11 protein-coding genes are annotated in these 15,325 nt (G+C 29.3%); all 11 read right to left on the reverse strand.

The features are described from left to right. Window positions 1-20 precede the first annotated feature (20 nt). The 11 genes from CDIF1296T_RS17005 to CDIF1296T_RS17055 all read right to left on the reverse strand — a co-directional run bounded on the left by CDIF1296T_RS17005 (window position 21) and on the right by CDIF1296T_RS17055 (window position 15,280). Complete coding sequence (locus tag CDIF1296T_RS17005; protein ID WP_003432375.1) at window positions 21-821, reverse strand: PTS system mannose/fructose/sorbose family transporter subunit IID; 801 nt, start codon at window positions 819-821, stop codon at window positions 21-23. After that, entirely contained in the window at window positions 814-1,605 is a 792-nt protein-coding gene (locus CDIF1296T_RS17010; RefSeq protein ID WP_004453987.1) for a PTS mannose/fructose/sorbose/N-acetylgalactosamine transporter subunit IIC, read from the reverse strand. The genes CDIF1296T_RS17005 and CDIF1296T_RS17010 overlap by 8 nt, the downstream gene beginning before the upstream one ends. Before the next feature lie 39 nt (window positions 1,606-1,644). Then, the gene (locus tag CDIF1296T_RS17015; RefSeq protein WP_003432377.1) at window positions 1,645-2,067 is read right to left on the reverse strand and encodes a PTS sugar transporter subunit IIA; all 423 of its coding nucleotides are present in this window, start codon (window positions 2,065-2,067) and stop codon (window positions 1,645-1,647) included. A gap of 15 nt (window positions 2,068-2,082) precedes the next feature. Continuing rightward, the gene (locus tag CDIF1296T_RS17020) at window positions 2,083-2,562 is read right to left on the reverse strand and encodes a PTS sugar transporter subunit IIB (RefSeq protein WP_009898441.1); all 480 of its coding nucleotides are present in this window, start codon (window positions 2,560-2,562) and stop codon (window positions 2,083-2,085) included. Between the two features lie 131 nt (window positions 2,563-2,693). Continuing rightward, complete coding sequence (locus CDIF1296T_RS17025; RefSeq protein ID WP_009898443.1) at window positions 2,694-5,450, reverse strand: sigma 54-interacting transcriptional regulator; 2,757 nt, start codon at window positions 5,448-5,450, stop codon at window positions 2,694-2,696. 597 nt (window positions 5,451-6,047) lie between these two features. Next, window positions 6,048-6,851 carry a pyrroline-5-carboxylate reductase gene (gene proC, locus CDIF1296T_RS17030; RefSeq protein WP_009898446.1) on the reverse strand — a complete coding sequence of 268 codons (804 nt, stop codon included), beginning with the start codon at window positions 6,849-6,851 and terminating at the stop codon, window positions 6,048-6,050. 324 nt (window positions 6,852-7,175) lie between these two features. Then, a complete protein-coding gene (hypD, locus tag CDIF1296T_RS17035; protein WP_009898448.1) occupies window positions 7,176-9,545 on the reverse strand; it encodes a trans-4-hydroxy-L-proline dehydratase in 2,370 nt (789 codons plus the stop codon). A 4-nt stretch (window positions 9,546-9,549) separates the two neighbouring features. Further along, a complete protein-coding gene (locus tag CDIF1296T_RS17040) occupies window positions 9,550-10,458 on the reverse strand; it encodes a trans-4-hydroxy-L-proline dehydratase activase (protein ID WP_003432388.1) in 909 nt (302 codons plus the stop codon). Window positions 10,459-10,802: 344 nt separating this feature from the next. Next, window positions 10,803-11,882: a serine protease HtrA gene (htrA, locus tag CDIF1296T_RS17045; RefSeq protein ID WP_003435637.1), complete on the reverse strand. Its 1,080-nt coding sequence runs from the start codon at window positions 11,880-11,882 to the stop codon at window positions 10,803-10,805. Between the two features lie 155 nt (window positions 11,883-12,037). Next, the gene (locus CDIF1296T_RS17050; protein WP_009898449.1) at window positions 12,038-13,387 is read right to left on the reverse strand and encodes a glucose-6-phosphate isomerase; all 1,350 of its coding nucleotides are present in this window, start codon (window positions 13,385-13,387) and stop codon (window positions 12,038-12,040) included. A 264-nt stretch (window positions 13,388-13,651) separates the two neighbouring features. Continuing rightward, window positions 13,652-15,280, reverse strand: a complete 1,629-nt coding sequence (locus CDIF1296T_RS17055) for a Na/Pi cotransporter family protein (protein WP_009898459.1) — start codon at window positions 15,278-15,280, stop codon at window positions 13,652-13,654. Between the last annotated feature and the right edge of the window lie 45 nt (window positions 15,281-15,325).

A 15,325-nucleotide genomic window follows, 5' to 3' on the forward strand; every position in this document is an offset into this window, starting at 1 on the left:
CAATAAATTATAATTAATTTCTATAACAAACCTATAGCATGTAAAGCGATTCCTGTTACTATAGTGCCTATAGTTAATTTTGTTACACTTACCTTTCTCTTTAACATGTAGTATATTACAAATGCAAAGGTTAAAGGTAACATATTAGGTATTATTTTATCTAGTATATCTTGTAAAATTACTTCTGCACCATTTAAGTTGAATTTCAGAGGAGTAGTTATACTCAACATAGTTGCAACCATTCCTCCTACAACGAATAAACCAACAGTTGTAGCCATAGACATTATTTTCTCCATAAGTCCCTCTCTTTGTATTCTTTCAAGAGAATTTACCCCTACTTGATAACCATACTTAAGTCCAAATATTCTAAGGGCAAATGCTGGTATATTGTATAATAGTAAGAATAATAGTGGTCCAAAGATATTACCTTCTTTTGCAAGTGATACTCCTACTCCTGCTGCTATAATCCTAAATGTTCCCCAGAATAATGAATCACCAATTCCTGCAAGAGGTCCCATAAGAGCTGTTTTAACAGCACTAATTGAACTTTCATCAAATTCTGGATTATTAGCATTCTCTTCTTCCATAGCTGCTGTTATACCTAATATAGCAGGAACTACTACTGTCGTTGTATTAAAAATCTCCAAATGCCTTTCTATTGCTTTTGCTTGATTTTCTTTCTTATTGTATAGCTTCTTTATTGCAGGTAACATTGAATAACAGTAACCTAAGTTTTGCATTCTTTCGTAATTAAATGCACCTTGAAGAGCAAATGAACGCCAAAACATACTTCTTAATTCTTTTTTTGTTAATTTATTCAAAGTCAATCTCTCCTTCCGTTAAAGTATTGATTGCTAATTGAGGATTTTGATTATTTTCTTTGTTATTGATATAAAAGTTTAGTACAAATGCTACACATACTCCAAATAAAGCTATAGCAGTTATATCTAATCCACCATAAGATGCTAACAAAAACCCTATAAAGAAAAATACAGACATCTTTTTTGAAAGTAACATATCCATAAGCAATGCAAAACCTACTGCTGGCAACAATGTTCCTGCAACACCCAGTCCGTCTAATATAACTTTAGGTATTGCATTTATCAATGCTGTAACTTTATCAGCACCAATCATAATTGCTAAAAAGGTTGGAACTGATGTACTTAAAAAGAATAATATTACTGGCAACCACATCATTATGGTAACTTTCTTAAAATCAGCTTGTTTAGCATAGAAAACTGCCTTTTGAGAAAAGTACGAATTTATTATTCTAACTAATACTCCAAGAGATTGTGCTAAGACTGCTACTGGTACTGCTACTGCTAAAGCAACTTCTGCACCATTACCTGATAATATAGCAAAAGCTGTACCTAATACGCCTCCTGTTACTACATCTGGAGGAGTAGCTGCACCTATTCCTGCAATTCCCATCCAAATTAATTCAAGCTGTGCACCAATCATAATTCCTGATTTTATGTCTCCTAAAACTAATCCTACTAACATACCTGTAACTATTGGCCTATCAAGCATAGATTGACCAAATATACGCCCATCTAGTATACCAACTCCTGCTATAATAGCTAACATAGTAGCTTGTACTAACATATTGAACCTCCATTTTAACTTAGTTTAATTTACATTAAATTACATTACATTTTTGATTTTGTTTTGATTTTCTAATAACTCATTTACATAAACAATTCCATTTTTTGCTTCCTCTAATCCTGATTTAACTATTAGTTTTGTATCCTCCTCAACTAATAAAAGTATAGATAAAAGCATTGGTAAATTTACTCCTGTCAATAATTCAAATTTGAACCCTTGTAAAAGTAAGTTTGTACATATGTTTGCCACACTTCCACCAAAAACATCTGTTAAGACAACAAATTCTTCACTATCTTTATTATTTGATAATATACTTCTAATTTCTTTCTCAGCATCATCTGCTGATTTATCCGTTGTCATACAAAAATACTCAATATTAGTTAATGAACCAATTATTAATTTACTTGTGTCAACAAGCTCTCTGGACAATTCTCCATGTGTTGCAATTAGAAATTTTTTCATTCTCTTTCTCCTAAATTATTTTATTAAATCTGATAGTTGTTTCTTTTTGTCTCTAGGTAACATTCTAAATTCTATATCAATCCCTAAATCACCTATTTGTTTAAAGTTATTTATATCATCATCATCAACAGCAACTAAATCTGTAAGTTTCTTCTTCCCTTCCTCATATCTTAATCCTCCTACATTTATTTCTTTTAATACTCCTCCTGAATTTTTAGCTACAACTAAAGCATCTTTGGTATTTTTTACTAACACTAATACATTGCTTTTCTTTGAAGAAGCAAATTTTTCTACTATTTCTCCAGATTCCTCTACCCCCCTTATATATAAAGTTACATTGCTAGGTTTCGCTAAGTTCAGTGACATAGCTTTCATTTGGTCATTTTTTGCTTCATCATTTGCAACTAGTATTACATTTATACCTAGTGATGTTGCCCATCCATATGCAACCTGACCATGTATCAATCTGTCATCAATTCTCATCAAAGATACCATTTTCCCCAAATCCTCCATCATACATTAAAATTTTTATTGTTTATACTCTCATTTATCTATAAAAGCAAAAAGTATGCCAAATACTGGCATACTTTTTTAAATTTCATTCACTTATTTTGTAATCTTGTATTTTACTGTGGTAGACCATAGATAATATTATAAATATATCCTATCTCTGAAATTGGTATTTGCACACTATAACTCTTTTCTAGCACACTAAATGCATTTTTTATTAGTTTTACTTCACTATGATGGTTTTTGATTAACAAATCCATATCAGTATACTCTTCAATTTCAGTTTGTCTAACTAATCTTTCAATCATACAACTTAAGTGAACATATAAAGAAATCTTTTTATCATTTGAAAGTTTTTTCTTTTGAATATTTTCTATAGCATTAATTCCTTCTTCTATTCTCTCTATTATCTTTTTTGAATCTAAAATAGTTAGACTATCTATTACTCTAATTAATGAAAAATTCTTTACAATAGAATCATTTATGTTCTTTATTTTTTCATTTTCTACTACTCTGCTAAATATTCTAAAAACATCATCTTCTCCTTTTCCTGATATTATATCCTCTAATAATATAAAATCTACCCCATTCACATTTGGATTGGCAGTTCCTACTATAGCCATCACATCATACATTTCAAAAACTGGTTCTTTATCTCCCATAGAAACAAGACTATCATAATCATAAGGTATTATTTTGACATCAACTATTCCAATTAAACTTTCGGAAAGTAGATGTTGGATTTTTATAGCAGTACCTATCCCTGTAAAACAAGATGATATTATAGCATATTCTTTATTTTTTTGAGGATAATACAATTGTATATTAGGTTTAGTTTCTTCATCCATAATTTCTGCAATCTCTTCAATGTTTTTACCTTGCATTAATAAATTTCCTACTTCTAGTGCAGAAATAGTGGATATTTGGTCTATAAATAACATTGGGCTATTTATCTTATTCTTTAAATCTTCATATATAAGATTAAGAGAGCCCATATCAAATAACACAATTAAACCATTCTTTATCCTATCTCCCTCTAGGTATCTAGACATTTGTTTTGATACATCAGCAATAGTAGCATCTATAGGCATATCAATAGCTGTAAATATATTTTTACCCAACATCCGATTACATACATTCGCCATACTACTGGCAGTAGCATATCCATGTGCTATAATAGTCGCATTAACTTGATTAAATTTCATTCTTATAATTGTTGATTTAATAAATATAATCATTATGATTGTATCTACATTATTAAGATACATATCCAATCTATTCGTTATTAATGTTGATATTTTACTTATTATAGAGTATTCTTTGTAACTCTCTTTTTTTAAATATATTAGTAATTTATTTTCTAAAGCTTTATACTCATCAGACAATTGATAAGATTCGTCCTTCAAATAAAGATAAGACGAAAATGCCAATACATTATTCCCATCATATTTTATATTGTTATTAACTTCTAAATTTCTAAATATATCCTGCATTATCGATATTATAAGCTCCATAAGTACGTTATTATTTTCATCATTATTTGAAAAGACTAAATTGTCCATTAGTCTAATCATTAGATTAGAACTCTTTTTACTAAATTTTTCCTTTGTTATTTCATTTTTTTCTAGTCTATCAAAGTAATCTAAACATTTTATGAAACTTTGATAGATTATATTTCTTTTATTTCTTCCATTTGACATTTCAATACTAAATTGTTTAGGAGAAAAGATAATGCTTTTGCTTTTACCACTTTGGAATTGAAATATATCTACATTTTCTATATAAAGATTTCTAGGAAGGTCTTGAAGAGTAACAAAAATATTTCCATTTCTTCTTTGATTTTTTGCATAAGCTCGTCCACATGCATATTTTATTACATTTTTACATTCACCTATATTCCCCTTGAATTTTATCTTTAAAATCGCATTTAATGTAATTTGAGTTATCTCTATAGGCAAACCAAGTACCTTACTTTCTTCATAAATAAAATGTTCTACAATCTTTCTTTTTTCAATAGTCCCTCTTTCTTCTATATTGGGAACATAAATATTTATGGGTATTCTTCTTAAAAAGGTTTGTAAAAATTCAGATAGACTTTCTGTTGTAGCAAATATTAATCTTACCCTAGCTTTTCTAATTACTCCATTCTCTCCAATCCTAGAAAACGTACCTGTATCCATAAATGTAAATAACTTTTCCTGACCTTCACTATTTAATCTATGTACTTCATCTAAAAATAAAACACCACCATCTGATTGTTCTATTAGACCTGCTCTAGATTCATTTGCTCCAGTATATGCTCCTTTTACATGCCCAAATAATAGACTAGACAATAACTCCAAATTATTATAATACTGCGCACAGTTTAACACATTGTATGGAGAATTTTTTTCTAATACATTACTGCTTACACTATATTTGTATATTATCTTGGCTAAAAAAGTTTTTCCTACTCCACTTTCACCTGTCAGCATTATTGTAAGTCCGCCATTTGGATAAAGTACAGCGGTTTTTATTTGTTCGATTACTTCTTTTAAGCTATTCTCATATCCTATGATACTATTAAACACAGTCTCTTGCTTTAATAATTTACACTCATTTTTAAGTTCATCTAAATTTTCATAAATACTTTTTTTTGTAGGTCCTACTACATCATTTATTTTATTTTTAGGTAAAAAAATAACAGGTCTACTGTTTATCTTTATAAGATTATCAGATTTTACTAAATCATTTAATAATCTACTTGATTGAGTTCTACTTAAATTAAACTTTTTTACTATATCTTCTGTTATTATGCCACTTTCTTTTTTAAGTTCATCAAAGTTGTTAAATAATACACATTCATTTACAAAACTTAAAATTTCATCCCTCATGTTCAACCTCCAATACAAATATCAATAATACTATAATATTAGTATATCATTTATATATTTATGAAAAAGATAATTATATTCCTATCTTGATTCTCTTTTGTAAGGTTGTAAAATCAAACTTTTTATAAGTATAAAATCTAGATTTTTTAACATAATCTCAAGGTTCTTATCTTTCCATATATCTGACATAGAATTTATATAAGAATATATTTATTGTATTTATTATAATAAAAAGTAAAACATTATAGGTATTTTAAAACTTATTAGCGAAGAAAATATTTGTAACTTTTATTACCTTATGAATATTATTTCAAATTTAAAAAGGCTATAAATAAATTTATTTTTAAATAAATCTACTTATAACCTCACAATAATACTTATAAATTTTATTTTTTCACAATGATATATCTCAAATATAGTTAAAAATATATCTATTTAATTATTAATATTTAAGTAATAAATTCTCACTCAATCATTAAATTCCTTTTTATAGTAAATTACTCTTATTTTACTTATACCAAATACATTTATGTATAGATATAAATAAGCACTAAAAAAACAATTCAAGAAACCATATAGTAAACTTAATTACATCTGTTATTTGCTCATATCTTTAGACTTATCTATACAAGCAACAATAGATTTTATAACTGCTGCTCTAAAGCCTTCTTCTTCTAATACCTTAACAGCTTCTATAGTAGTTCCTGCTGGAGAACAAACCATATCTTTTAATTCACCTGGATGTTTTCCAGTTTCAAGAACCATCTTAGCTGACCCCATTACTGCTTGAGATGCAAATTTATAAGCTTGTTGTCTTGGCATTCCAGCTAATACTGCTGCATCTGCCATAGCTTCTATAAACATAAATACATATGCAGGAGAAGAACCACTAATACCTGTAACTGTATCCATTAAATATTCTGATACTATTTCTGCCTCACCAAAAGATTCAAACAGAGCCTTAATCATATTTAACTCTTCATCTGTTACATTACTATTTTTACAAAGAGCTGACATTCCTTCGCCAACAAGGGCTGGAGTATTAGGCATTACTCTTACTATTTTTTTATCTGAACCTATAAAACTTTCCAGACTTTCTATAGTTTTACCTGCTGCTATAGATACTATTATTTTATTTGCATCTATTAATTCTTTAAGTGGAGTTAAAGCCTTTTCGCATATATTAGGTTTAAGTGCTACTATTACCACATCAGAATTTGTAACAGCTACCTTTGAATCAGTTGTAGTATTTACTCCAAATTCTTCTTTTACTTTATCTAAGGCAACTTGGCTTAAATCTGATACAGTTATATCTTCTGCCTTTACTAATCCTGACTGTACTATGCCACCTATCATTGCACTTCCCATATTCCCTGAACCAATAAATCCTAAAGTTTTCATATCAAATCTCCTTTTTTCTATTAGTTTTATTTTAAAGTAGCTAAATTGACTTTATTTTAACTGCTTAAAATTATCTTATTTTTATAAAATATAACCTTATTATAACTATAATAAATTATTCTTTTGTATGTATTACTTACTAATATGTGTATGATTTACTAAATATAAATTTAACGATTTTTTCATTAAACTTAACGAGCTAACTTCCTATTTAGAAAGTTAGCTCATAATTAATCTAAAATTTTAAAAATGGAATCAAACCATTTATACTTTATTATATCAGTTACGATTTTATATAGTAAGAAGTTTTATTTACAAGCAAACCTAGAATGTTTGCTCAGTTCTTCCTATTATCTCATCTTGTAGTGTTCTACTTAAATTATTGAAATGGTCACTATATCCTGCAACTCTAACTATTAAGTCTTTATAATCCTGAGGATTCTTTTGAGCCTCTAACAGTACATTTTTATCAAATACATTAAATTGTATATGATGACCATCCATATTAAAGTATGCTCTTACTAGATTAGCCATATTATCTAACCCTTTTTCTCCTTGAACTACTGATGGTGCAAATCTTTGATTTAATAATGTTCCACCAGTTTTTATGTGGTCCATCTTAGCACAAGATTTTATAACTGCTGTAGGTCCATTAGTATCTCCACCTTTTTCAGGTGAAATTCCCTCTGAAACTGGTTTTGCACAAAGTCTACCATTTGGACTTGCTCCCATAATTTCTCCAAAGTATATATGACAAGTTGTTGGTAACATATCTACTCTGTATTCTCCACCACAAACAGTTGGTCTACCAGTTACCTCATTGTAATATGCATTGAATATCTCTTGCATTATTTCATCAGCATAATCATCATCATTTCCATATTTAGGAGTCTTATTTGAAACTAAATTAAGTATAGCTTCATATCCTTCAAAATTAGCATCAAGTGCTTTAAGCAATGTATCCATATCGAATTTTTTCTTATCAAATACATTATATTTTATTGCTGTTAAACTATCTGTTATAGTTCCTATACCAACACCTTGTATATATCTAGTGTTGTATCTTGCTCCACCTCTTTGGTAATCCTTGCCTTTTTCTATACAATCATCAACTATTGTAGACATAAGTGGACAAGGCATGTGTTTTGCACATATATTTTCTATCACAGCATTTCCTTCTATTTTTATGTCAATCATATAATGTAATTGCTTTTTAAATGCTTCAAATAGTTCCTCATAAGATTGGAAATTTCTAGGGTCTCCAGTTTCAATACCTATTTGTTTTTTACTAATTGGGTCATATCCATTATTTAATGTTAATTCAAGTATTTTTGGAATGTTCATATATCCAGTTAGAACATATGCTTCTTTACCAAAACATCCAGTTTCAACACAACCACTGGTTCCGCCAAGTCTTGCATCTTCTATAGTTTTTCCAGCTTCCATAAGCTCTTGAACTATTGCTTCAGTATTATAAAATGCTGGTTGACCCCATCCTTTTCTTGATATTTCACAAGCTCTCTTTAAGAATTTTTGAGGAGTCTTTTTACTTATTTGAACATTTGAACTAGGTTGTATCAATTTCATTTCATCCATAACATCAAGTATTATATAACTAACTTCATTAACACCATCTTGACCATCTGGATTTATTCCACCAGTGTTTATATTTGCAAAATCTGTATATGTGCTACTTTCTTTTAATGTTATACCAACTTTTGGTGGTGCTGGCTGATTGTTAAATTTAACCCATAAACATTCAAGTAATTCTTGTGCTCTATCTCTATCTAGTATTCCATTTTCTACATCTCTTTCATAGAAAGGATTTAGATGTTGGTCAAGTCTTCCTGGAGTAAAAGCATCCCATATATTAAGTTCAGTAGTAACCCCTATATGAACAAACCAATACATTTGTATAGCTTGATGATAAGTTTCTGGTTTGTGAGCTGGTACAACATCACAAGTTTCAGCAATTAGTAATAAATCTTTTTTCTTAGCTTCATCTGTTTCTTCTTCTGCCATTTGTCTTGCTTTCTCAGCATATCTTTTACCTAATATAACCATTGCATCACAAGCTATTGCCATAGCTTCTAAATCTGCTTTTTTATTATATGCATCTAAATCATTAAGAAAATCTAGCTCTTTTAATCTTGCTTCTATGTCTTTCTTTAAATCTAAAAATCCTTTTTTATATATTGTATCTCCACAAACTGTATGTCCTGGAGCTCTTTGTTCCATAAACTCTGTAAACATACCTGCTTCATATGCTGCTAACCACTCAGGTGTCATTGCATTTATTATCTTATCTCTTGTTTGTCTCTTTTTCCAAAAAGGAATTATTTCTTCTTTATGTATTTTTCTAGCTTCTTCTGATACGCTAAAATTTATTATATCTCTATTGTGCATTACTTCTAAATCTTCCATTGTATGACAACAAATTTCTGGATATGTTGGTGCTCCATTAGGAGAATCACCTTTTTCACCTACTATTAATTCTCCATCATTTATGCTAAGAGTTCTATTCTCAATATAATGCTTAAATGATAAAGCACGAAGTACAGGAATCTCTACACTTCCCTCATATTTTTTATAAGCTTCTGTCATAAGTACTGCTCTTTCAATAGATATGTGTGGTTCTGCATTAATACTTTCTTCTCTTAATTTTTTAGTTCTCTCAAAAGTTCCTCTTGACATTTTATTACCCTCCAATCTTAGTATTGAAATTACTTGCTTCAAACAGTCTTTTTATTTCCTCTAATTTTTCTTCTGATGGTCTTTGTAGTTCTTCTCCTTCATACTTTTTATAAATTTTATCATACTTGTGTTTACCAATATTATGATATGGAAGAAGACTTACTGCTTGTATATTCAAAGGCTTTAAAAACTCTATCATTTTTTTAACCTCTAAATTTTCATCATCTACATTTACTCCTACAATTAATGGTATTCTTATATTTATGTTAGCCCCTAATTCACTTAAAATCTTAACATTTTTCAGTATTAAGTCATTTGATTTTCCTGTAAATTTTATGTGCTTATCTTCATCAATAAGCTTAATATCATATAAAAACAAATCTGCACATTTAGCAACTCTTTCATAATTTTCTGACTTTGCATAGCCACATGTATCAATTGCTACATGGATTCCCTTTGATTTGCACATGTTTATTACTCCACAAATGAAGTCCATATCTTGAGCCATTACTTCTCCACCTGATAGAGTTACTCCACCACCTGATTCTTCATAGAAAATTCTATCCTTCTCTATCTCTTTAACCAAATCTCTTACAGAATACTCTTGACCAACAATCTCTCTTGCATTGTTTACACAATAGTCTAAGCAAGTTTCACAAAACTCACACTTATCTTGGTCTAAGCATATTTTTGTTTCACCTTTGTAAATTGCCTTATGAGGGCATATATTTATACATGCTTCACATTTTGAACATCTTTCTTCATTATACAAAACTTGTTTTGTATATGTTTGACTCTCTGGATTATGACACCAAACACATTCAAGTGGACACCCTTTAAAAAATACTGTACTTCTTATCCCTGGTCCATCATGTATGCTACATTTTTGTAAGTTTATAACTAATGGATTCATGATTTTTCACCCCTAAATAATATCCATTCCATTTTTTCATTTTTATGCAATTCATCTTCATAGAATATACCTATGAAAAGCATTTCTACAATTACATAATACTATATTTGTTATTATTTTGTCTATATATTTTTAGTAATATTAAAAAATTTTATTTTATTATGATATTTATATTGTTTTTGTAAATTAAATTTAAATATTTATTAAATTTATTTTTATAAGAAAATATAGCAATAAACTATAAACAATACATCATTTTAATTAATTTAGATGTATATACTATAAAAATTAAATAAAAATAGAGACTACACTTTACCATGTAGTCTCTATCTTTCTGGTCATATTTAGAAATTCACATTTATTGTTACTGCTTTTCCGCCTCTATTTACTGTTATTTTTGTACTAGCACCTTTTGAGAAAGTATACAACTTTTTATTTAAATCATTCATACCTGTTATATCTGTATCTCCTACTTTAGTTATAATATCCCCTACCTTTACTCCAGCTTTTTCTGCTGATGAACCAGATATTACTTCTGCAACATAAACACCTTTATCAGTACTTAATTTTGTACCTGTTGCTGCTTCATAATTTGATACATCTGTACCTTTTATGCCTAAAGTTACTTTTTCATATTTTCCATTTTTGATTACTTCTTCAACTATACTCTTAGCTGTATTGATTGGTATTGCAAATCCTAATCCTTCTGCTTGAGAAGCTTTTGCTGTGTTTATACCAATTACTTGACCTTTTTGATTTAACAATGGTCCTCCACTATTTCCTGCATTTATACTTGCATCAGTTTGTAATAAACCAGTCATATTAGTTTTTTCTGTTTGTATAGTTCTATCTAATCCACTTATTATCCCTTGAGTAACTGTTTTTTGAAAATCTAATCCAAGAGGATTACCTATTGCTATTGATATATCTCCAACTTTTACTTTGTCACTATCAGCAAATTCTGCTGGTGTTAGTCCAGTTTTATCAACCTTAACTATAGCTAAATCAAGTTGTTGGTCAAACCATACTACTTTACCTGAAGTTGTTGAACCATCATTGAATAATACATTTACACTTGTAGCTTGACCATCTGATATAACATGAGAATTAGTAAGTATATATCCATTTGAATCAACTATGATTCCAGTTCCTACACCTTGTGTTTCAGTTGGTATTGCAAACATATTACTAGTATCAACACTAGTTGTTGTAATACCTACAACAGATGGCGTAGCTTTTTCTGCAACTGCTTGATAAATATTTTGACTCTTACCATCATCATTTACAACTATCGGCGTAGAACTTCCTGTAGATTTACTTACTAAATTGTCCTTAACTAAAATTATTGTTAGAAAACTACTAAGTATTGAACTTATTATAGCAACTAATATTACTAAACTTATCCCTTTCTTTCTTCTTGACATCTCATACCACTCCCTATCTTAATATAATATAAATTATCAAAATATATTTTTCCCAATTTTTCATAAAAAAAATGAAATCATCTATTTTGAGTAAACTCCTTTTCGATGATTTCATTATATTATTTTAATCTTAATTAAACCTTAACTATTTAAAATTATTTAAGTCTTTTTTCTAGCTCTTCCTTTTCTTTTTCATAACCTGGTTTGCCTAGTAAAGCAAACATATTTTTCTTGTAAGCTTCTACTCCTGGTTGGTCAAATGGATTAACTCCCAATAAATATCCACTTATTCCACAAGCCTTCTCAAAGAAATAAACTAAATATCCAAAATTATACTCATCTAGTTGAGGTATATTTATTACTAAATTAGGTACTTTTCCATCTGTATGAGCCAATAGAGTTCCTTCAAAAGCTTTATGATTTACAAAATCTACAGTCTTGCCTGCTAAATAATTTAAACCATCTAAGTCTACTTCCTCTGAACTTATAGTTATATTTCTCTTACAGTTTTCAACATTAAGTACTGTCTCAAATAAAAGCCTTTTTCCATCTTGTATGTATTGACCCATAGAATGTAAATCTGTTGAGAAATCTACAGAAGCAGGGAATAAACCTTTATTTTCTTTTCCTTCACTTTCTCCATAAAGCTGTTTCCACCACTCACTTACATAATGTAGTTGAGGTTCATAGTTCACTAATAACTCTACATCTTTTCCTTTTCTATGTAAAATTGTTCTAGCAACAGCATATCTATAACTATCATTACTTTTTAAGTCAGGATTTTGAAATGCTTCTCTAGCATCATTTGCGCCTTTCATCATAGCATCAATATCAAGTCCAGCAGCAGCAATAGGAAGTAACCCAACTGCTGTCAATACAGAAAAACGACCACCTACATCATCTGGTATTACAAAAGTCTCATATCCTTCTTCTGTAGCTAACTGTCTAAGTGCACCTTTACTTGCATCTGTTGTTGCATAAATTCTCTTTCTTGCTTCTTCCTTACCATACTTTTTCTCTAAGTAATCTTTAAATATTCTAAAAGCCAGAGCTGGTTCTGTAGTAGTTCCTGATTTAGATATTACATTTACAGAAATATCCTTTCCTTCAATTATATCTAATAAATCCATAATATATGTTGAGCTTATATTATGCCCTACAAAATATACTTCTGGAGCCTTTCTTTGCTCTTTTTTAAGTCCATTCCTAAAAGAATGACTTACCATATCTATAGCAGCTCTCGAACCTAAATAAGAGCCTCCTATACCTATTACCAAAAGAACATCTGAGTCTGATTTTATCTTATCAGCAGATTTTTTTATTCTGTCAAACTCTTCTTTATCATAATTTTTAGGAAGGTCTATCCATCCTAAAAAAGTATTTCCTAAACCAGTTTTATTATGTAACATGTCGTGCGCAACATCTACATATGGTTGCATGACATCTATTTCGTTTTGACAAAAAAACTCTGTAGCTTTACTATAATCAAAATTTATTTTTCCCATTTAAATCCCTCTTTTCAGCATATTCGTTTTAAAGAGATTATAACACAAAATATAGGTGTTTTTTTTAAAAGTTTGCCACAAAATCATACATATCTCATCATTTATTATCAGGAAATCGATTCTTCTAAATGCTATAACTATGTATAAATTTAAAAATTTTAGTCAAATAAATTTACAAAAAAAGAAACTCTAAACGTATCATTTAAAGTTTCTCTTTTATTTATCCTCTATTTTAAATTTTATATTATTTTAAATTAATTATTTTTAATCATTTCCTAATCTCTTTGCTATAACTTGTTGTGCTATATTGACAGCATGGTCAGATATTCTCTCTAAATTACTTATTACGTCTAAATAAATAACTCCATTTTCTATACTACATAGATTATTGTTCAATCTATACATGTGATTAGCTCTACAAGATTTCTCCATTATATCAACTTGTTCTTCAATTTTTATAACCTTACAAGCTAAATCAACATTATCAGTTCTCATTGATTCTAATGCATAAGTATATGCTGAAACAACTCTATTATACATAACATCAAGTTCAGATTGTCCTTCTTCTGAGAAAGAAATATTTGAATCTATTGCAACTTGCGATAATTCAGCTATATTTTTAGCGTGGTCACCAATTCTTTCTATATCATTGACTGTATTAAACAAAGTATCCACAACTTCTCTTGAATCATCATCTAAAGGTGCTTTTGAAAGTTTAAGTAAATAATTTAAAATAGCTTTCTGTAAATCATTGATTAATCTCTCTCGCCTATATGTCTTATCTATTTTTTCAGTTGAATGTTCTACTAAAGCTTCCATAGATGCATTTAGGCTTTCCTTCGCCTTCTCACCCATACGAAGTGCTTCTTTTATCGTATTTGCAAGAGCTATAGAAGGAGTTTCTATCATTCTATCATCTATATATTTAATAGTTTTAGTTTCATCTTCATCTATATCACCTGCTCTATCAGGAACAAGCTTTATAGCTAGTTTTATAATAAGATTTGTAAATGGTAAAAGTATCAATACAGATATTATATTAAACAATGTATGTGTATTAGCTATTTGTCTTGCAACATTGCTTGGGTCCCAACTTGTAACCATGCTTACTACTGGTTTATTCAAGAATATTAAGAATATCACTGTTCCTAAAACATTGAAGATTAGATGCATCATAGCTGCTCTTCGTGCATTTTTGTTAGCACCAATACTTGATAACAGTGAAGTTACACATGTACCAATATTTTGGCCATAAAGAATTGGCAGTGCTGCTGATAGTGGCACTAGACCTTCTGCTGCCAGTGCAACCAACATACCCATAGATGCACTTGAACTTTGTATTATTGCTGTAATCCCAAATCCCAATAATAATCCAAGTAGTGGATATCTACCAAATGTAACAAGTAAGTCAGTAAATCCTTGATAGTCTCTTAGTGGCTCCACTGCCATCTTCATAAAATCCATACCTGTAAATAATATACCAAAACCTATAAGTATTTCGGCTATATTTTTTATTCTAGGCTTATTTCCAAATAAATAAAGTATAATACCTACACCTAATGCTACTGGGGCCATACCAGTTAAGTCGAAAGATACCAATTGGGCTGTAACAGTAGTCCCTATATTAGCACCCATTATAACTCCTATTGCCTGTTTTAAAGTCATTATTCCTGCATTTACGAAACCAACAACCATTACAGTAGTAGCACTTGAACTTTGTATTACTGCTGTAACTCCTGTACCTACCAAAACTCCCATAAATAGGTTACTAGTAAGTAGTTTTATTATCTTTTTTAGCTTTGTCCCAGCAGATTTTTGAAGACCTTCTCCCATAAGGTTCATACCATATAAGAACAGACCTAATCCACCCATTAGACTTATTATAATGTTCAAATTATTTCCTCCTTGTAAAGAGATTACTGTATCTAAAAATTTTAT

This window comes from Clostridioides difficile ATCC 9689 = DSM 1296 (assembly GCF_001077535.1).
Taxonomy (GTDB): domain Bacteria; phylum Bacillota; class Clostridia; order Peptostreptococcales; family Peptostreptococcaceae; genus Clostridioides; species Clostridioides difficile.

What these genes read in the sequence shown, in the direction of transcription:
- CDIF1296T_RS17010 (WP_004453987.1), bottom strand. Translation starts at nt 1,605, where the DNA reads ATGTTAGTACAAGCTACTATGTTAGCTATTATAGCAGGAGTTGGTATA.
- CDIF1296T_RS17015 (WP_003432377.1), bottom strand. Translation starts at nt 2,067, where the DNA reads ATGAAAAAATTTCTAATTGCAACACATGGAGAATTGTCCAGAGAGCTT.
- CDIF1296T_RS17020 (WP_009898441.1), bottom strand. Translation starts at nt 2,562, where the DNA reads ATGGTATCTTTGATGAGAATTGATGACAGATTGATACATGGTCAGGTT.
- CDIF1296T_RS17025 (WP_009898443.1), bottom strand. Translation starts at nt 5,450, where the DNA reads ATGAGGGATGAAATTTTAAGTTTTGTAAATGAATGTGTATTATTTAAC.
- proC (WP_009898446.1), bottom strand. Translation starts at nt 6,851, where the DNA reads ATGAAAACTTTAGGATTTATTGGTTCAGGGAATATGGGAAGTGCAATG.
- hypD (WP_009898448.1), bottom strand. Translation starts at nt 9,545, where the DNA reads ATGTCAAGAGGAACTTTTGAGAGAACTAAAAAATTAAGAGAAGAAAGT.
- CDIF1296T_RS17040 (WP_003432388.1), bottom strand. Translation starts at nt 10,458, where the DNA reads ATGAATCCATTAGTTATAAACTTACAAAAATGTAGCATACATGATGGA.
- htrA (WP_003435637.1), bottom strand. Translation starts at nt 11,882, where the DNA reads ATGTCAAGAAGAAAGAAAGGGATAAGTTTAGTAATATTAGTTGCTATA.
- CDIF1296T_RS17050 (WP_009898449.1), bottom strand. Translation starts at nt 13,387, where the DNA reads ATGGGAAAAATAAATTTTGATTATAGTAAAGCTACAGAGTTTTTTTGT.